Origin of the sequence: Arthrobacter humicola (assembly GCF_022803015.1) — a bacterium.
Lineage (GTDB): Bacteria > Actinomycetota > Actinomycetes > Actinomycetales > Micrococcaceae > Arthrobacter > Arthrobacter humicola_A.
Genome location: NZ_JAFKON010000008.1, coordinates 102,044 through 120,638, shown reverse-complemented (window position 1 = coordinate 120,638; position 18,595 = coordinate 102,044). Strand labels below are relative to the sequence as shown.

The window sequence follows — 18,595 nt, the reverse complement described above, 5'->3', positions numbered from 1 at the left end:
GCACCGGCCCGAAACCGTAGCGGCGAGCCGAAACCTAGGCGCCCGCAGCCCCGCCGCGCCAGTTTAGAGCCGGGTGTCGAAGGAGTCGCAGAAGACGTTCTCGTTGAACGTGCCCTGGAACTCCGACCTGCCCTGGGCTGCGACGACATCTTTGGCGCCGACTTCTGCAATCCGCCGCTGTCCACCATGGCCTCCCCGATCGAGCAGGCCGGTCGCATGGCGGTGTCCATGCTGCTGGCCCAGCTGAACCCGCTCGCCGGCGGTGGCACACGAAGCCGGTCCGTGATGCCCACCCATCTCATCTAAGTCGCAACGGTCCGAAACCGTAGCCGCCGTCCGGAACCGAAGCCATTTCGACGCCGGATCCGCGCGCCAGCCGCCGGTCCGGCTGCAACAGTTGAGCGTTGTTGACACCGCTGACTAGGCTGTGAGGCATGCGTGAACTCCAGGCGAAGATCATCGAGGAAATGGGCGTGCAGCCCCGGATCGACCCTGCCGGGGAGGTGCGCAAACGCGTGACGTTCCTGAAGGAATACTTGACGGCCACCCACACCAAGGGCTTCGTCCTGGGCATCTCGGGCGGCCTGGACTCCTCCCTGGCCGGGCGGCTGGCCCAGCTGGCGGTCGAGGAACTCGAGGCCGAGGGCACCGAGGCGAACTTTGTGGCCGTGCGCCTGCCCTACGGCGTCCAGCATGACGAGGACGACGCCCAGGCGGCCCTGGACTTCGTGCGCGCCAAGACCGAATGGACGTTCAACATCTCGGCCGCAGTAGATGGCTTCGAGGACGAGTTCGAGAAGACCGTAGGAACCGAGATCTCCGATTTCCACAAGGGCAACACCAAGGCCCGGACCCGGATGATTGCCCAGTACGCCCTGGCCGGCGAGCACAACTACCTGGTGATCGGCACGGATCACGGCGCCGAGTCCGTCACGGGATTCTTCACCAAGTTCGGCGACGGCGGCGCGGACATCCTGCCGCTGTTCGGCCTTAACAAGCGCCAGAACCGCGCCCTGCTGGCGGAACTCGGCGCACCGGCCCGGATCTGGGAAAAGGTTCCGACGGCGGATCTGCTGGATGGCAAGCCGGGCCGCACCGACGAGGACGAACTCGGCCTGGGCTACGACCTGATCGATGACTACCTCGAGGGCCGTGACGTACCCGATGCCGCGTCCGAACGGATCGAGGCGATGTACCTGCGGACCCGCCACAAGCGCACGGTCCCGGTGACGATTTTCGACACCTGGTGGAAATAGCCTGAGCAGAGAGCCCCGGGCGGGGCTGCCGGGCGGCCACGCGGGGTTCCACTTACGGGATCAGCACGAGTTTGCCCCGGACATGGCCTGCGCGGCTGATGCCCAGTGCCCTGGCAGCATCGGTGAGGGGAATCCGCTCCTGGATGCTGAAGCGGAGCTTTCCCCCGGCCGACAGCCGCGCCGCCTCCGCGACCCGTCCGTCCAGCAGCCTGACCGGTGCAAATCCGGCCGCGTTGGCCGCCTTTCCAGGCACTGTGGTCACCGCGGCGCCGTGGCCGCCGAGCAAATGGACCGTCGCCGTCGTCGTCTCCTCCCCGCCAAAGGTGTCCAGGACGGCGGTGATGGTGCCCAGTGCGCGGACGCGTTCCACGAGCCCTTCGCCGTAGGCCACCGGCACGGCGCCGAGGCCGCGCAAATAGTCGTGGTTCTGCTCTGAAGCGGTGCCGATGATCCGGGCGCCGAGGTGCCGCGCGATCTGGACTGCCGCCGAGCCAACCCCGCCCGCCGCACCGTGGATGAGGACCGTGTCCCCCACGCCAATGCCAAGCTGAAGCAGCGCCGAATACGCTGTGCCGCCAGCTATCGCGACGCACGCCGCCTGCTCAAAATCGATGCCCGCGGGCTTTGGCGTCAGCTGGCTGGCCGGAAAATTGGCCGCGGCACGGTAGGCCCCGGAAATGCCATTCCAGATCACGTCGTCGCCCACCTCATGGCCGGTCACGCCGGGGCCAACGGCGGTCACGATTCCTGCCGCCTCACAGCCGGGAACTGCAGGGAAGTCCAGGGCAAGGTAGGGCTCCAGGTAGCCGGCAACGACTTTCCAGTCCACCGGGTTGACGCCGACGGCGCGGATCCCCACCTGGACCTCGTTCTCCCCCGGAACCGGCGGTTCCTCCTCGCCAACGGTGACGACGTCCGGGCTGCCATAGTGATCGAAAGAGATCTTGATGTCTTTCATGAGGCTTTGCTCCTTCGGCTCGACGCGATGCGGCCTGTGCTGCCAGCTTCTGGCACAAGCGGCGGCTGCGCAAGAGTCGCCCGGCAAGTTGAATTGTCCGAGGCGGCCTGAGCCGAACCGGGGCCCTTGACGAGGGTCAGGCGCCTGGCGAGCGGGTCAGCAGCGTGGAGATCCGGTGCGCTTCTTCCAGGAGCAGCCGCCCCAGTTGCGGACGCCGGTCCTCCCGGAAGCGCGGTTCGATGCCGGTCAGGGACAGCGCCCAGGCGGGGCGGCCCCGCTGGTCGAAGACCGCCGCACCCATCCCCCAGCTGCCTTCCAGGACCAGCCCCGGATTGACCGAATAGCCGGCCTGCCGCGTCGCTTCCAGGTTCTCCCTGACCAGTGCTGCGGTGTGCGCGGCCGCAAAGCTGCCGGCGTGGGCTGCCCAGTTGGCGAGCAGCTCTTCCTGCTCTTGTGCCGGCAGGAAGGCCATGATGGCGGTGCCTGCGGAGGCGACGCCCAGCGGGAACCGCACCCCCTCGTGCAGCACGAAGGAACGGACCGGGAAGCTGCCTTCTTCCCGGAGCAGGCACACGGTCTCGTTGCCGCGGCGGATGGAGAAGAAAGCGCTTTCGCCGGTCTCTTCGGCCAGGCGGCGCAGGCTCGGCCTCGCGATGTCCTCCAGGGGGAAGCGCGCCGAGGCCACGGACCCCAGCAGCAGGATCTCAGGACCCAGGACCCAGTTGCCGCTGCCCGGGTCCTGGTCCAGCAGCCCCTCGGCCGCGAGTGAGCTCAGCAGCCGGTGCACGGTGGGCCGCGTCAGGCCGGATTCGCGCACGAGCTCCACCAGGGGGCAGCCCTCCGGCTTCCGGCCGACCAGGCGCAGCAGGCCGGCTGCCCGGCTGACCACCTGGGCGCCCTGGACGGGGGTTGTATTCATTGCTTGCCTCACGTCGGCCCGGAACTGGGTGATGCTGTCACCCCCGTTGCTTTTACCCGATTTTACCATCAGGTATCCACATAATGGATAGTGCCAAGGGTAGCGTCCACACTATAAACTCCGCCAATTTGCGGGGAAACTCCACGTTGACAGTGGTCTGTGACACACCATAGGCTCCTTCTTCAGGCATGGAGTCCACAAAGTGGATTGCCGGAGTGGATAGCAAGACGAGCTCAATGAGGAGATGCAATGTCAAAGGTGAAATCCGGGGCAGCGGCCGCTCTGCAGGACGTGCTGCGCGACGGCATGACGCTCGCCGTCGGCGGTTTCGGGCTCAGCGGGATCCCCGCTGACCTGATCGAGGCGGTGCGGGATTCCGGGGTGAAGGACCTGACGGTCGTCTCCAACAACATGGGCGTGGACGGCAAGGGCCTCGGGGTCCTGATCGAAGGTGGCCAGGTCCGCAAGGTCATCGCGTCCTACGTTGGGGAAAACAAGCTCTTCGCCGAGCAGTACCTCGCCGGCCAGTTGGAGGTGGAGTTCACCCCACAGGGCACCCTTGCTGAGCGGCTGCGCGCCGGCGGCGCCGGCATCCCGGCGTTCTACACGAAGACCGGCGTGGGCACCCTCGTCGCCGAAGGCAAGCCGCTGGCAGAGTTCGACGGCGAGACCTATGTCCAGGAACGCGCCATCAAGGCCGACGTCGCCCTGGTTCACGCCCACACGGCCGACACCGACGGCAACCTGATCTACCGGTACACCGCGCAGAACTTCAACCCCGTGGTCGCCACGGCCGGCGCCGTGACCGTCGCCGAGGCCGAAGTGATCGTCGAGCCCGGCCAGCTGGACCCGAACCACATCATCACCCCCGGCGTGTTCGTCCAGCGCCTGGTCCAGGCCAGCGGCCGCGTCAAGGACATCGAACAGCGCACCGTCCGCCCGCGGCCCGCAGCGGAAGCAGAGCCGGCGCAGGCCGCCCCCGCCGTCACCGTCTAATCCGGCCCGAGCGCCGGCCACCCCGGGCGCGCCGGCATTGGCGCCCCACCCTCAGCACCCTGACTTTCCAAGGAGAACCACCATGGCCTGGACCCGAGATGAAATGGCCGCAATCGCGGCCGAAGAACTGAACGACGGCGACTACGTCAACCTTGGCATCGGCATCCCCACGCTGGTGGCCAACAACCTGCCCGACGGCGTCCGCGTTGTCCTGCAGAGCGAGAACGGCCTCCTCGGCATGGGCCCGTTCCCCTTCGAGGGCGAGGAAGACGCGGACCTGATCAACGCCGGCAAGCAGACCGTCACGGTCCTGCCCGGCGGCAGCATCTTCGACTCCGCGACGTCCTTCGGCATGATCCGCGGCGGCCACGTGAAGGTCGCGATCCTGGGCGCCATGCAGGTCTCCGGGAACGGAGACCTCGCCAACTGGACCATCCCCGGCAAGATGGTCAAGGGCATGGGCGGCGCCATGGACCTCGTGGCCGGCACCCCGCGCGTCTTGGTCCTCACCGAGCACAACGCCAAGGACGGCACCGCCAAGATCGTCAAGGAATGCACGCTGCCCCTCACCGGGCTCAGCTGCGTGGACCGCATCATCAGCGACCTCGCGGTCTTCGACCTTGTGAAGAATGAACACAAAGCAGACGGCGGGCGGAAGCTCACGCTCACGCGCCTCGCGCCCGGCGTCACCGTGGAGGATATCCGCGAAAAAACCGAAGCCGACTTCGATGTCGCGCTCGAATTTGAAGGAGCGACGGCATGAGCCTCAAAGACCAGTTCGGCAAGGACGTCCTGCTCACCGGCTGGGGCCACAGCCGGTTCGGCAAGCTGAGCGAAGAAACCCTGGAGTCCCTGATCGTGCAGGTCGCCACCGAGGCGATCGGCAACGCCGGGATCGAGCCCGGCCAGATCGATGAGATTTACCTCGGCCAGTTCAACTCCGGCATGATGCCGCTGGCCTTCCCGTCCTCCCTCGCACTGCAGGTCTCGGACCAGCTGGCCAACGTGCCCTCCACCAGGGTGGAGAACGCCTGCGCCTCCGGCTCGGCCGCGTTCCAGCAGGGCACCAAGTCCCTGCTTGCCGGCACCGCGAAGACCGTCCTGGTGATCGGTGCCGAGAAGATGACGCAGGCCGGGGCCGACGTCGTGGGCGCGGCCCTGCTCGGCGCGGACTACGACATGGCCGGCAAGGCCTCCACCACCGGGTTCACCGGCCTCTTCGCGGAGGTCGCGAAGCACTACGGCAAGCGCTACGGGGACGGCAACGGAAAGCTCGGCGACGTCCTGGGCACCATCGCCGCGAAGAACCACCGCAACGGCCTCGACAACCCCTATGCCCAGCTCCGCAAGGACCTCGGCGAGGACTTCTGCCGCACCGTCTCGGACAAGAACCCGATGGTGGCCGACCCGCTGCGCCGCACCGACTGCTCCCCCGTCTCCGACGGCGCCGCCGCCGTCGTTCTCTCCGTCGCCCCTACCGGCGGCGCCACGGCCCCGGTGCGGCTCGCCGGCTTCGGCCAGGCGAACGACTTCTTCCCCGCCGAGCGCCGGGACCCGACCGAATTCGCCGCCACACGGGCCTCCTGGCAGCGGGCCCTGGGGATGGCCGGCGTCGGGCTGGAGGAGCTCGACTTCGCGGAAGTCCACGACTGCTTCACCATCGCCGAACTGCTCATGTACGAGGCCATGGGGCTGACCGAACGCGGCCAGGGCGCCCGGGCGCTCGAGGAAGGCTGGGTCTTCAAGGACGGCAAGCTGCCGGTCAACGTCTCGGGCGGGCTCAAGGCCAAGGGCCACCCCGTCGGCGCCACCGGCGTCTCCCAGCACGTCATCGCCGCCATGCAGCTCACCGGGACCGCCGGCGACATGCAGCTGGCCAACCCGCGCCGGGCCGCGGTGCAGAACATGGGCGGCGTGGGCATCGCCAACTACGTCAGCGTGCTCGAAGCCCTCTAAAGCAACGCGGGGTCAGAAACGGCCCTTAATGGGCCGGATCTGACCCCGCGTTGTTTGTCCTCGCCTGCGTGGCCGGGATGCCACGGGACTAAACTCGTTCCCAGCCCATCCACCACAATGCGAGGAGCACCCATGCGCGCCACCATCATCCACGGTCCCGGCGACATCCGAGTCGAAGACCGCGGCTACCCCACCCTCCAGCTGCCCACCGACGTCATCGTGAAGGTCACCGCCTCCTGCGTCTGCGGCTCGGACCTCTGGCCGTACCGCGGGGTCAAGCCCACCCACAAGCCGTCCGCGATCGGGCACGAGTTCATCGGGACGGTCGAAAGCGTCGGCGACGACATCAAAGACCTCGCCGTGGGCGACTTCGTGATCGCTCCATTCGTGGTCAGCTGCGGCGCGTGCCCGCAGTGCCTCGACGGCGTCACGGTGGCCTGCGACCACCTCGCCGGCTGGGGCGGCAAGGATGACACCGGCCACGGGATCGACGGCGGCCAGGGCCAGGCCGTGCGAGTACCGCTCGCCGAGTCCACGCTGGTCAAGGTCCCGGGCGTCACCGACCCGGACGACGCCCTCCGCGCCAGCCTGCTCACGCTCTCCGACGTTATGGCCACAGGCCACCACGCAGCACTCGCGGCCAAGGCCGGTCCCGGCCGGACGGTCGTGGTGGTCGGCGACGGCGCCGTCGGGCTCTGCGGCGTCCTGGCCGCCAAGCGCCTCGGCGCGGAGCGGATCATCGCCATGTCGCGGCACGCCGACCGCCAGGCGATCGCCCGCGAATTCGGGGCCACGGACATCGTCGCCGAACGCGGGGACGAGGGCGTCGCCAAGGTCCGCGAACTGCTCGGCGGCGTCCTGGCCGACTCCGTGCTGGAGTGCGTGGGGACCAAGGAATCCATGGAACAGGCCCTGCACAGCGTCCGCCCGGGCGGCGCCCTCGGCTTTGTCGGCGTCCCCACCGGCGGCGCCGAAGCCCCGTTGCGCTTTCTGTTCGACACCAACATCTCGATCGGCGGCGGCATGGCCCCGGCCCGGACGTACATCCCGGAACTGCTGGCGGACGTGCTGAACGGCACCATCAATCCGGGCCGCGTGTTCGACTCGGTCATGCCGCTGGAAGAGGCACCCGAGGCCTACCGCGCGATGGACGAACGGCGCGCCATCAAGGTCCTCCTGACCCCGTAGCCGGGCTCTCGACGGCGGCCGCGCTGACACCCGCGCGGCCGCCCGCGCCGGCCTGGCTGTACTGCTAGCTCCCGCCCTTGCACGGGCAAGGACGAGGGTCTAGCGTGAAGCGCATCAGCATCCGCCGCCGTCAAGGGAGCCGTCATGGCCAGGTTCGTGCAGATCATCGAATTTCAGACCTCCCGCATTGAGGAGATCGAGCAACTCGGCCGGCCCTCCAGAACGGAGGGAACCACTGCCCCGACCTTCCGCCGCATCATGGCCACCGCAGACCGCGACCGCCCCGGAACCTATCTCACGATCGTGGAGTTCGACTCCTACGAGTCGGCCATGGAGAACTCCAACCGGCCCGAGACCTCCGAATTCGCCGCGCAGATGGCCGCCCTGTGCGACGGCCCTCCGGTCTTCCGCAACCTGGATCTTATGTGGGAAGACACCGGCGAGGCCGACGCCGGCCAGTAGGCCGGCAGGCTCGCTTGGCAGAGGGGCCGCCGCGCCGCCGGACTCAGGACCCGGAGGCCGCCCGCGGCTTGAATACGTGGCGTGAACACGTGGCTTGAAGACGCGGACAGGACGTGGGAGCAGGAAATGGGTTCTGCAGATGGCAGGGCACCGGAAAGTCTCGTCATGGATCTCAGCGCACTGGGTTCCGCTCCCCTGCCGCTCGTGGGCGGAAAGGCCCTGAACCTCGGCAAGCTCACGGCCGCCGGGTTCCGTGTACCCCGCGGATTCTGCCTCACCACGGTTGCCTACCGAAAGGCGGCCCCGGCCGAACTGGACGCGCTGGCGGCCCGGCTGGACGCCGCGCAGCCCCACCCGTCGAACAACGGCGACAACGGCGAAATAGGCGACATAGGCGACGGCGACTCCCGCCAGCCAGGCCGCCCCGGGTTGGCCCGGCCCGGACCGGATCTGGGTGAACTGGCCCGGCAGGCGCGGGAAATGATCGTGACCGCGCCGATTCCCGCCGACGTCGATGCCGCGCTTCGCGGCGCGTACGCCGCGCTCGGCAGCCGGGCCACAGTGGCGGTCAGATCCTCCGCCACCGCCGAGGACCTGCCCTTCGCCAGCTTCGCCGGCCAGCAGGATTCCTTCCTGAACATCTCCGGAGCCGACGCCGTGGTCGAGTCGGTCCGGCGCTGCTGGGCCTCACTCTGGACCGAACGGGCCGTGGCCTACCGCGCCGCCAACGGCATCAGCCACCGTGAGGTGGGCCTCGCCGTCGTCGTCCAGGACCTCATCACCGCCACCAGCGCCGGCGTGCTCTTCACCGCCAATCCCGTGACGGGCACCCGGACCGAAACGGTCATCGATGCGAGCGCCGGGCCCGGCCAGGCGGTGGTCTCCGGCAGCGTCAACCCGGACCATTTCGTCGTGGATACGGCCACGGGACGCATCCTCCTCCGTTCACCGAAGGGGACGTCAGTCCGGCGGCGGCCGAGCCTGGACGACGCCCGGATCCGCGAACTCACGGCCCTCGGCGATACCGTCCAGGGGCTGTTCGGGGCACCCCAGGATGTGGAATGGGTGATCGACGCCGCGGGCAGGATCTGGGTGACCCAGTCGCGGCCCATCACCACGTTGTATCCGCTGCCGGAGCCTGCGGCCGCCGAACCGCTGGGCGCGGAGGCAGGGGCCGACGTCGACCCCCACGTCTACCTGTGCGGCACCTTGCTCCAGGGCCTGACCAGGCCCCTGACCCCCATGGGGCTCTCCGTGCTGGGCTCAATGCGGAACCGCAACGGGCCGTGGCGGTACGTCAACCCGGGATTGCGGATGTATGTGGACGTGACGCCCATGGTGCGCAACAGGTACGGCCGCCGCTACCTGCTGCGGATGCTTCCGCTGGCGGACGGCAGGTCCGGCGCGGTTTTTCCGGCACTCCTGGATGACCCGCGGTTCGGCGTGCGCAAACGGCCGTCCCGGCGGCCACGGCAGGGCGCGGCGGGCAGGCTGGCCCCCCGGCGGCCGCGGACCGGCAGCGGCGCAGCGGGCAATAGCGCAGGGCGCGATCCCGGAACCATGGCCGGCCTGGGCCTGACGGTCCGGCTGCTTCCGTCCCTTCTGCGGGCCGCGGTGCGGCCGTCCGCCGAACTGCGCCGCGCCTTCGATTACGGAGATCGCCTTCAATCCGAACTTGTCCTGCCGGAACCGGCCACCACTTTTGGCCGGCTCGATCACGCCCAGCGCATCCTGGAGAACACCGTGGACGGACTGATCCTGGCGACGCTGCCCGGACCGTCCGTTGGTTACCTCATGCTGGCCGGGGCGCGCAGGCTGCTGCGCGGCATCGCGGCACCGCGGGAACTCGAGGCCGTGTTGCGGGGTCTGCCCAACAATGTCACCACTGAGATGGACCTCGAACTCTGGCAACTGGCCGTCACCGTCGGCGCGAACGCCGCGTCCCGGGAGGTGTTCCTGGCCCACGGGCCAAGGGAACTGGCCGCCCTGTACAAGGCCGGCTCGCTGCCCGCAGTGGCACAGACCGGCCTGCACGGGTTCCTGGACCGCTACGGCCACCGCGCCGTGGCGGAGATCGACCTTGGCATGCCGCGGTGGTCGGAGAAGCCGGACCATATCCTCGGGATGATCTCGAACTACCTTCATGTGGCCGACCCCGAGCAAGCGCCCGACCGGCAGTTCGCCCGCGCCGAGGAACATGCCGAGGCCAGGATCCGCAGCCTGGTGGAGCGGACCAGGGTCCGGAGCCGGATCCGTGCCCAGCTGGTGGAATTCTGCCTGCGCCGGACCCGCCAGCTGTCCGGACTGCGCGAACTGCCCAAGTTCTACATCATCCTCGCCCTCGCGGAAATGCACCGCCAGCTCAACGCGATCGGCATCGAGCTGGCCCGGTCCGGTGCGATCGCCGCCGCGGACGACGTGTATTTCCTGGAATTCGATGAAGTCCGTGTGGGTTTGCGGGGTGCCGACCTCAAGGGCATCGTCGCGGGCCGCCACCGGATCTACGACGTCGAACTGCGCCGGCGCCGGATTCCCCGGCTCCTGCTCTCCGACGGCACGGATGTGGAGGCGGCCGTGATGGCCAAGTCCCCCGCTTCCGGCGCCCTCGCCGGGACACCGGCGTCGGCGGGCACCGCCACCGGAATGGTCCGGGTCATCCTGGATCCGGTGGGCGCGCACCTCGAGCCCGGGGAAATCCTCGTGGCGCCCTCCACTGACCCCGGCTGGACGCCGCTGTTCATGACGGCCGGCGCCCTGGTGATGGAAATGGGCGGGGTGATCTCGCACGGCGCCGTGGTGGCCCGCGAATACGGCATCCCGGCGGTGGTGGGCGTGCCGGACGCGACCACCCGCTTGCGGACCGGTGAGACCGTGACCGTGGACGGATCGGCCGGAACGGTGCGGCAGGTGGATTCCCCGCTCTCCCCCGCCACGGCCGCCGGCAGCCTGGCTGGCTGAGCGTGGACCTCCGGACCGGCCGGCGCCGGGCCGTCGAATTGCAACGGGACCTCCGCCACGCCGCCGGCAGGGGGCTATGTTAGATAGATGGCGTCTGCCGGCAGTAACGCACAGGGCGGCCCGGTTCCCGAGGGCTTTGGTTCGGGGCTGGTGGACGATGCCGCCCGCCGGGACGCCGCGTTGCCCGACTTCGACTGGGCCGTCCTTCCGGCAGGCGTGATGCGCGGTCAGTTCGAGGCACCGAGCGGGACCTTGGCGACGATCGCTGCCGGAGACCCCGGGAAGCCGCGCGTCCTGCTAATCCCGGGCGCAACCGGCTCCAAGGAAGACTTCATCCTCATGCTGCCCGAGCTCGCCGCGGCCGGCTACTTCGTCCTCAGCTGCGACATCGCCGGGCAGTATGAATCCGCCCAGGCCGGGCCCGAAAACCTCGTTCCGCCCCGGAACTGCTACGACTACGAGCTGTTCCGCGACGACCTCCTGGCCATGCTGGACACCGATCAAGGCGCCGTGCACGTCGTGGGGTATTCCTTCGCGGCGGTGGTTGCCCAACTGGCGTTCGTCCAGCGGCCAGAAAAGTTCCGCAGCCTGACCCTCATCAGCTGCCCGCCGGAGCCGGGACAGAGCCTCCGCTACGTGCGCCTGGCAGGCTGGGTCAGCTGTTGGGTCACCTCCAAGGTCGGCACCGCAATAATGATTTGGGGCATCCGCAGCAATATTGCCCGGGTGGCGCCGCAGCGGCTGCGGTTCGTCAGGAGCCGGTTCGCGTTCACGCGCCGCGCCTCGGTGGTCGACATCATCGGCCTTATGAAGCACACCCCGGATCTGCGGCGGGTGCTGGCGGCCGCGACGCTGCCAAAGCTCGTCGCAGTCGGCGAACACGACCTCTGGCCGCTGGCGTTGCACCGGAGCTTCGCGCAGTCGATCGGTGCGCGGATTTCGGTCTACCGCGCGGGCCACAGCCCGTCCGAGACCTCGCCGTACCAGATCAGCCGGGACCTGATTGCGCTCTTCGACGCCACCGTCTCGGCCTGACGAAAGCGGCCGGCCGAGACGAAGACCCCCGTCAGACCCTTGCACCGCGGCCCGTCGCACCGTACGTTGGGGACAGCGGACGAATGTCTCCGCAGCCGTTGGCCTTTTGGCCGCCGGAGATCAGCAGCATTTCAGAAGGATAAAGGCATGGCTACAGGCACAGTTAAATGGTTCAACGCCGAAAAGGGTTTTGGCTTCATTGCCCCGGATGACGGGTCGGCCGACGTTTTCGCCCACTACTCGGCAATCGCTACCAGCGGCTACCGCTCGCTGGACGAGAACCAGAAGGTTGAATTCGACGTCACGCAGGGCCCGAAGGGCCCGCAGGCTGAGAACATCCGCCCGCTCTAAGTACTCCGGAAAAAGCCCCGGCCGCCTGGCCGGGACACTTTCCCCGAAGACCACAAACGCCCCTCCGGAGGATTCCTCCGGAGGGGCGCTTGTGTTCGAGGCGCTTGTGTTCGAGGCGCTTGTGTTCGAGGCGTTGGTGGCCGAGGCGCTTGTGTTCGAGGCGTTGGTGTTCGAGGCGTTGGTGGCCGCCCCCCCTGCCGCCGGGCGTGGTGTCAGCCGACGTGGACCCACGGACGCCGGGTGACGTCCGGCTCGGCCTCGCGCAACACTTCGCGCGTCACCGGGGCGATCTCGCCTTCGCCGAAAGCCAGGAACCGCAGGAGGTTGGTGAACGGGTTTCCCTCCGTCCAGCGGAAGTAGATGTGCGGCATCAGCCCGGTGACGTCGCGGATGTGCAGCAGCACGGAGGCGATCGTGTTCGGAACAACAGGCCCGTGGACCTCCAGGATCTGGTACCCGTGCCGGCTGACCCCGCGGACCTCGAGCGCGGTCTCGAAGTCCGAGGAGTCGTCCACCACGACTTCGAGGAACAGCGCCTGGGAGTCCAGCGGGAGGTGGCTGACCTCGATCGCGGACGTGAGCTTGTCCAGGTACGCCTGGGCAGTGAGCCGCAGCGGCTCATGGGCGATGATCGCGATGGGTCCGGATTCATTGGCGGCCAGGAATTCCAGGGCCGGGGTGTCCATCCGCACATGCGTGGCATGGAGCTCGAACGAGCGCCGGATGCGCGAGAGCAGGGAGATCACGATGATCCCGATGATAAAGAACGCGGCGATCCGGATGCCTTCGGGCCGCTCGAAGATGTTGGCCACCGTGGTGTAGATGAACACGACGGCGATGATGCCGAAGCCGATGCTGCGCTTGCGCTGCCGGTGGCTTCGTGCGGACAGCGTCACGGCAATCGCCGCCGACGTCATCAAAACCAGGACACCGGTGGCGTAAGCGCCGCCCTGGGCGTCGACGTCGGCGTCGAACAGCCAGGTGATCAGGAACCCCACAAGGGTGAACACCAAAACCAGCGGCCTGACCGCCCGGGCCCATTCCGGAGCCATGCCGTACCGGGGCAGATAGCGCGGCACGAGGTTCAGCAGCCCGGCCATGGCGGAGGCGCCGGCGAACCACAGGATGGCGATGGTGCTTAGATCGTAGACGGTGCCGAATCCGTTTCCCAGGTATTCGTGCGCCAGATAAGCCAGGGCGCGGCCGTTCGCCTGCCCGCCGGGCTGGAACTCCTGCGCCGGGATCAGGACCACTGTGGTGAAGCTCGTGGTGACGAGGAACGCGCTCATGATCAGGGCCGCCGTCGTCAGCAGCCGGCGCGCACCCTTGATCCGGCCCTGAGGGTTCTCCTCGGTGTCCGTGGCGTGGCCGCGGATCTGCGGCATCACGGCGACGCCGGTCTCGAAGCCGGACAGGCCCAGGGCCAGCTTGGGGAACACGAGCAGCGCGATGCCCACCACCATCAGCGGGCTCCCGTGCTGGGTGGTCAGGGCCAGCCACCAGTTATCGACCGCCACCGGGTGCTGCAGGACCTCGATGATCGTTGTGATGACCACGACGACGTTCAGCCCGAGGTAAATGCCCACCAGGACGACGGCGACGCCGATCGCCTCCTTGAAACCGCGCAGGAACACCGCGGCGAGCAGAGCCAGCAGGAACAGCGTGACCGCGACGTTCTGGCCCTGCATCCAGGCGGGGGCGAACGGGTTCTCGAGCGCGTGCGCGGTCGCGTCCGCGGCAGAAAGCGTCATGGTGATCATGAAATCGGTAGCCGCGAACCCCAGCAACACCAGGACCAGGAGTTTCCCGCCCCAACGTGGCAGCAGCCGCTCCAGCATGGCGATGGACCCTTCACCGCGCGGACTTTCACCGGCCACCCGGCGGTACACGGGCAGTGCGCCCAGCAAGGTCACGGCCACCAGGACCAGGGTGGCCAGCGGCGAAATCACGCCGGCCGCGAGCGCGGCGATGGCGGGCTGGTAGCCCAGGGTGGAGAAGTAGTCCACGCCGGTCAGGCACATGACCTGCCACCACGAGTGCTTTTTCAGGTGGCTGTCGCTCACGGCCCCGGGCCCCTGGTGGATTCCCTTGGCGTCTTGGAGGCCGAACAGCAGCCAGTTCCTGAAGTGTTCCCCGGCGCCGGGCCGCGGCGCGGAGGGGTCTGCCGGGGGCCGGCTGAGGGTGGTCATGATGTCCTTTCCACGCGGCACACCGCGCCGCTTCCGTCCGAGACGCTACCAGCCCCGGAGGCCGCCGCTACCGTCCGGCGAACAATCCTGATGGTTCCTTAACGCGGCCCTCAAACCGGCGCTTCGGGTGCCCGTCCGGGTTCCCGCGCGTCGCCGGCCTCGCCGGACCCGCCACCGCTAATGCGGCATCAAGATCCAGGCCGCAACCATCAAGGAAGCGTTAAAACCGCCGGTTCGGGCCGGCGACGGGGTTTGACTGGAGCTGTCTCCCAACGGGGACACCGAGGAAAGGAATGCCCCATGGCTGATTTGGCTGTGATCGGAATCCTGATGCTGTCGATGGGATTCGTAATGTGGATCGGCCACGTCCTGGCCGGGATGGTCGGCAGTGCCGATGACCGGCCGGAGGGTGGCAAGTGAGCGCCGATGCGGTGATGTGGCTCGTTCTGTTGCTGGCAGGGCTGTGCCTCTTCGGCTACCTGCTGGCCGTCCTGATCCATCCGGAAAAGTGGTGAACGGATCATGACCTTCAACCCTGCGTCCTTTGCTGTCCAGGTGGCGGCGCTACTCATTGTCCTGGCGGCCATGCACAAGCCTCTGGGCATCTACCTGGCCCGGGTTTTCGAGGGCACGACGTCAGCCCGGGCCGAGCGCCTCTTCTACCGGCTGGCCGGGGTCGACGCCGGCACCGAGCAGACCTGGCCGGTCTACCTGCGCAGCGTTCTAGCGTTCTCGGCCGTCTCGATCCTGGCCGTGTTCGGCCTCCAACGGCTGCAGGGCGTCCTGCCCGGCAGCGGTTCGCTGCCCGGCGTCGACCCGTGGGTGGCCATGAACACCGCTATTTCCTTTGTGACCAACACGAACTGGCAGACCTACGTCCCCGAGACCACGGTAGGCATCTTCGTGCAGATGTGTCTGCTGGCGGTGCAGAACTTCCTCTCCGCCGCCGTCGGCATCGTGGTCGCCGTCGCCCTGATCCGGGGCATTGCCCGCACACGGACACAGCGGCTGGGCAACTTCTGGGTGGACCTGACCCGGACGACGTTCCGGGTCCTGCTGCCGCTGGCGTTCGTCGCGGCAGTGGTGATGGTCCTCGGCGGAGTGGTGCAGAATTTCTGGTCCACCGAGGTCACCAACCAGGCCACGGGCCTTTCGCAGAGCATTCCCGGCGGCCCCGTCGCCTCCCAGGAAGCCATCAAGGAGCTCGGGACCAACGGCGGCGGCTACTTTAACGCGAACTCCGCCCACCCGTTTGAAAACCCCAACGCCTTCATCAGCCTCTTTGAGGTGTTCCTGCTCCTGCTCATCCCCTCCGCCCTCCCGTATGCCTTCGGCCGGATGGTGGGCGACCAGCGGCAGGGCTACACGGTCGTCGCCGTGATGGGCACCCTGTGGCTGGCTTCGATTTCGCTGATGGGCTGGGCCGTCGCTGCCGGCCAGGGAACCGCGACGGCCGCCGCCGGTGGCCTCGGCGAAGGCTTCGAACAGCGCTTCGGCCCCGTGCCCAGCGCGATCTTCGCGACGTCCACCACCCTGACCTCCACCGGCGCCGTCAACACCGCCCACGATTCCCTGCCGCCGCTGGCCGGCGGAGTGGCCATGGTGAACATGATGCTCGGCGAAGTCGCCCCCGGCGGAACCGGGTCCGGGCTCTACGGCCTGCTGATCCTGTCCATCATTTCCGTCTTCATCGCCGGCCTCATGGTCGGGCGCACCCCGGAGTACCTGGGCAAGAAGATCGGACCGACGGAAATGAAACTCGCCGCCATGTACATCCTCGTCACCCCGAGCCTGGTGCTGGCCCTCGCCGGCATCACCGTCCTGCTGCCGGACGCCATGGCCAACGCCCCAGCCACCGGCCCGCACCAGTTCAGCGAAGCGCTTTACGCCTTCACCTCCGGGGCCAACAACAACGGCTCCGCGTTCGGCGGCATCACCACGTCGGGCCCATACCTTTCGGTCATGATGGGCCTGGCCATGCTGCTGGGCCGCTTTCTCCCGATCGTCCTGGTGATCGCCCTGGCCGGCTTCCTCGCCCGTCAGGGCAAGGTTCCCACGTCCGCCGGCACCGTCCCCACCCACGGCCCGCTGTTCGGCTCGCTGCTGCTCGGCGTGACAGTAATCCTGACCGCCCTGAGCTACTTCCCGGCCCTTGCCCTGGGCCCCCTCGCAGAAGGACTCCTCAAATGACCCGGTCCCACACGGCGTTAGCCACGGACACCGAAGCCCTGACCTACGCCGACGGAAACCCCCTTGGCACCCCCGGCGAGCACAAGCACCACACCAAAGCCCCGGCAAAACTGACACTCACGTCCGTCATAGCCGCCCTGCCCCTCGCGGTCAGGAAACTCTCCCCGCGGCAGATGATCCATTCCCCGGTCATGTTCATCGTGCTGGTCGGGGCCGGCCTGTGCACCGCGATCTCGGTGTACCGGCCGTCCGTGTTCGGCATCGCCGTGACGGCCTGGCTGTGGCTCACCGTCCTCTTCGGCACCCTGTCCGAATCCATCGCCGAGGGCCGGGGCAAGGCCCAGGCCGACAGCCTGCGCGCCAGCCGCAAGGGCGTCCAGGCCCGGCTCCGGCAGCCCGGCGGCGCCACCCGGGACCTGCCGGGGACGGAGTTGCGGCGCGGAGACGTCGTGGTTTGCGAGGCCGGGGACGTCATTCCCTCGGACGGCGAAATCATCGAAGGCCTGGCCAGCGTCGACGAATCCACCATCACGGGCGAATCAGCCCCGGTCATCCGCGAATCCGGCGGAGACCGGTCCTCCGTCACCGGCGGCACGAAGGTCCTCTCGGACCGGATCGTCATCCGCATCACCGCAGAGCCGGGCCAAACCTTCATCGACCGGATGATCAGGCTTGTCGAGGGCGCCGTGCGGCAGAAGACTCCCAACGAAATCGCGCTCCACGTACTGCTGGTGTCCCTGACCATCGTCTTCCTGGCCGTCACCATGTCACTGGCACCGTTCGCCGCCCTCGCCGGCGCCACGCCGTCCCCGATCGTGCTGGTCGCACTGCTGGTCTGTCTGATCCCCACCACCATCGGGGCCCTTGTCCCGGCCATTGGCATCGCCGGCATGGACCGGCTGGTCCAGCACAACGTGCTCGCCACCTCCGGCCGTGCCGTGGAAACCGCCGGAGACATCACCACCCTGCTGCTGGACAAGACCGGAACCATCACCTACGGCAACCGCCGCGCCGTCAATTTCTTCCCCGCCGATCATGTGGACCGGACCCAACTCATCGAAGCGGCCCGGGTCTGCAGCCTGGCCGACGAAACCCCCGAGGGGCGCTCCATCGTGGACCTCGCCGCGGACAAGGGCGTGACCGGGGCCGATCTGACCACCCTTGAACACAGCGCCAGCGATTTTGCCGTCGTCCCCTTCAGCGCCAGCACGCGCATGAGCGGGTTGGACCTTGACGGCCGGCAGATCCGCAAGGGCGCCGCCTCCACGGTTGCGGCCTTCGTTGCCGAGTACGGCGGGCACTCCCCGGCGGAGGTCGAGCACCGGGTCACGGAAATCTCGGCCCAGGGCGGCACACCTCTCCTGGTCGCCCAGGTGGGCAAGGACGGCAGCGCCGACGTCCTTGGAACCATCCACCTCGCCGACGTCGTCAAACCCGGCATGCATGCCCGCTTCGCCGAACTGCGGCAAATGGGCATCCGGACCGTCATGATCACCGGCGACAACCCCATCACCGCCAAGGCGATCGCCGCCGAGGCCGGCGTCGATGACTTTCTGGCCGAAGCAACCCCGGAGGACAAGCTCGCGGTCATCAAGAAGGAGCAGGCCGCAGGCCGGCTCGTGGCCATGACCGGGGACGGCACCAACGACGCCCCGGCGCTGGCCGCCGCGGACGTGGGCGTCGCCATGAACTCCGGAACCCCCGCCGCGAAGGACGCTGCCAACATGGTGGACCTCGACTCCGACCCCACCAAACTCATCAACATCGTCGGCATCGGCAAGCAACTGCTCATCACCCGCGGCGCCCTGACCACCTTCTCGGTCGCCAACGACGTCGCCAAGTACTTCGCGATCGTCCCGGCCCTTTTTGCCGCCGCCTTCCCGGGGCTAGGGCTGCTGAACATCATGGGCCTGGCCACCCCGTCTTCAGCCATCCTGTCCGCGGTGATCTTCAACGCCCTGATCATCATCGCGTTGGTTCCGCTCGCGCTTCGGGGGGTCAAATACCGTGCCGTCTCCGCCAACCAGGCACTGGCCCGGAACCTGCTGATCTACGGGCTCGGCGGCCTGATTGCACCCTTCATCGGCATCAAGATCATCGACCTGTTGATCTCCCTCATCCCAGGAATCGGCTAGGA

Annotated in this window: 15 protein-coding genes and 1 pseudogene; 13 read left to right on the top strand and 3 right to left on the bottom strand. The window is 68.1% G+C overall.

The window, feature by feature from the left end:
* Positions 1–132 precede the first annotated feature (132 nt).
* Together ARTB_RS15935 and nadE are read left to right on the top strand one after the other, a co-directional pair.
* A pseudogene (locus tag ARTB_RS15935) lies at positions 133–306 on the top strand (substrate-binding domain-containing protein); the annotation flags it as partial.
* 128 nt (positions 307–434) lie between these two features.
* Positions 435–1,256: an ammonia-dependent NAD(+) synthetase gene (gene nadE, locus ARTB_RS15930; RefSeq protein WP_243181429.1), complete on the top strand. Its 822-nt coding sequence runs from the start codon at positions 435–437 to the stop codon at positions 1,254–1,256.
* A gap of 52 nt (positions 1,257–1,308) precedes the next feature.
* Here nadE and ARTB_RS15925 read toward each other — a convergent pair whose 3' ends face one another.
* Both ARTB_RS15925 and ARTB_RS15920 read right to left on the bottom strand, forming a co-directional pair.
* The gene (locus ARTB_RS15925; protein ID WP_243181428.1) at positions 1,309–2,214 is read right to left on the bottom strand and encodes an NADP-dependent oxidoreductase; all 906 of its coding nucleotides are present in this window, start codon (positions 2,212–2,214) and stop codon (positions 1,309–1,311) included.
* 136 nt (positions 2,215–2,350) lie between these two features.
* Positions 2,351–3,133: an IclR family transcriptional regulator gene (locus tag ARTB_RS15920; protein ID WP_230010098.1), complete on the bottom strand. Its 783-nt coding sequence runs from the start codon at positions 3,131–3,133 to the stop codon at positions 2,351–2,353.
* Positions 3,134–3,382: 249 nt separating this feature from the next.
* On the opposite strand from ARTB_RS15920, the gene ARTB_RS15915 reads away from it, so the two are divergent.
* From ARTB_RS15915 to ARTB_RS15880, 8 genes are all read left to right on the top strand, one after another.
* On the top strand, positions 3,383–4,129 hold the full coding sequence (locus ARTB_RS15915; RefSeq protein ID WP_243181427.1) for a CoA transferase subunit A: 747 nt from the start codon (positions 3,383–3,385) through the stop codon (positions 4,127–4,129).
* Positions 4,130–4,211: 82 nt separating this feature from the next.
* Complete coding sequence (locus ARTB_RS15910; protein WP_243181426.1) at positions 4,212–4,892, top strand: CoA transferase subunit B; 681 nt, start codon at positions 4,212–4,214, stop codon at positions 4,890–4,892.
* Positions 4,889–6,085 carry an acetyl-CoA acetyltransferase gene (locus ARTB_RS15905; RefSeq protein ID WP_243181425.1) on the top strand — a complete coding sequence of 399 codons (1,197 nt, stop codon included), beginning with the start codon at positions 4,889–4,891 and terminating at the stop codon, positions 6,083–6,085. Before ARTB_RS15910 ends, ARTB_RS15905 begins: the two co-directional genes overlap by 4 nt.
* A 132-nt stretch (positions 6,086–6,217) precedes the next feature.
* Complete coding sequence (locus tag ARTB_RS15900) at positions 6,218–7,273, top strand: zinc-dependent alcohol dehydrogenase family protein (RefSeq protein ID WP_243181424.1); 1,056 nt, start codon at positions 6,218–6,220, stop codon at positions 7,271–7,273.
* 144 nt (positions 7,274–7,417) lie between these two features.
* Positions 7,418–7,735, top strand: coding sequence for a hypothetical protein (locus ARTB_RS15895; RefSeq protein WP_079552423.1), 318 nt, complete (start codon positions 7,418–7,420; stop codon positions 7,733–7,735).
* 165 nt (positions 7,736–7,900) lie between these two features.
* Positions 7,901–10,693, top strand: coding sequence for a PEP/pyruvate-binding domain-containing protein (locus ARTB_RS15890; protein WP_439954142.1), 2,793 nt, complete (start codon positions 7,901–7,903; stop codon positions 10,691–10,693).
* An 87-nt stretch (positions 10,694–10,780) separates the two neighbouring features.
* On the top strand, positions 10,781–11,728 hold the full coding sequence (locus tag ARTB_RS15885) for an alpha/beta fold hydrolase (RefSeq protein WP_243181422.1): 948 nt from the start codon (positions 10,781–10,783) through the stop codon (positions 11,726–11,728).
* A gap of 147 nt (positions 11,729–11,875) precedes the next feature.
* Positions 11,876–12,079 (top strand): cold-shock protein, encoded by a 204-nt coding sequence (locus ARTB_RS15880; protein ID WP_009357211.1) that lies wholly within the window; start codon positions 11,876–11,878, stop codon positions 12,077–12,079.
* 212 nt (positions 12,080–12,291) lie between these two features.
* On the opposite strand, the gene ARTB_RS15875 is transcribed toward ARTB_RS15880, so the two are convergent.
* Positions 12,292–14,268: an amino acid transporter gene (locus tag ARTB_RS15875; RefSeq protein WP_243181421.1), complete on the bottom strand. Its 1,977-nt coding sequence runs from the start codon at positions 14,266–14,268 to the stop codon at positions 12,292–12,294.
* 416 nt (positions 14,269–14,684) lie between these two features.
* On the opposite strand from ARTB_RS15875, the gene ARTB_RS15870 reads away from it, so the two are divergent.
* The 3 genes from ARTB_RS15870 to kdpB are packed head-to-tail and all read left to right on the top strand — an operon-like array spanning position 14,685 to position 18,593.
* Complete coding sequence (locus ARTB_RS15870; RefSeq protein ID WP_018775954.1) at positions 14,685–14,783, top strand: potassium-transporting ATPase subunit F; 99 nt, start codon at positions 14,685–14,687, stop codon at positions 14,781–14,783.
* Positions 14,784–14,790: 7 nt separating this feature from the next.
* Entirely contained in the window at positions 14,791–16,458 is a 1,668-nt protein-coding gene (kdpA, locus tag ARTB_RS15865; RefSeq protein ID WP_243181420.1) for a potassium-transporting ATPase subunit KdpA, read from the top strand.
* Positions 16,455–18,593, top strand: a complete 2,139-nt coding sequence (kdpB, locus tag ARTB_RS15860) for a potassium-transporting ATPase subunit KdpB (protein WP_243181419.1) — start codon at positions 16,455–16,457, stop codon at positions 18,591–18,593. Before kdpA ends, kdpB begins: the two co-directional genes overlap by 4 nt.
* The last annotated feature ends 2 nt before the right edge of the window (positions 18,594–18,595 follow it).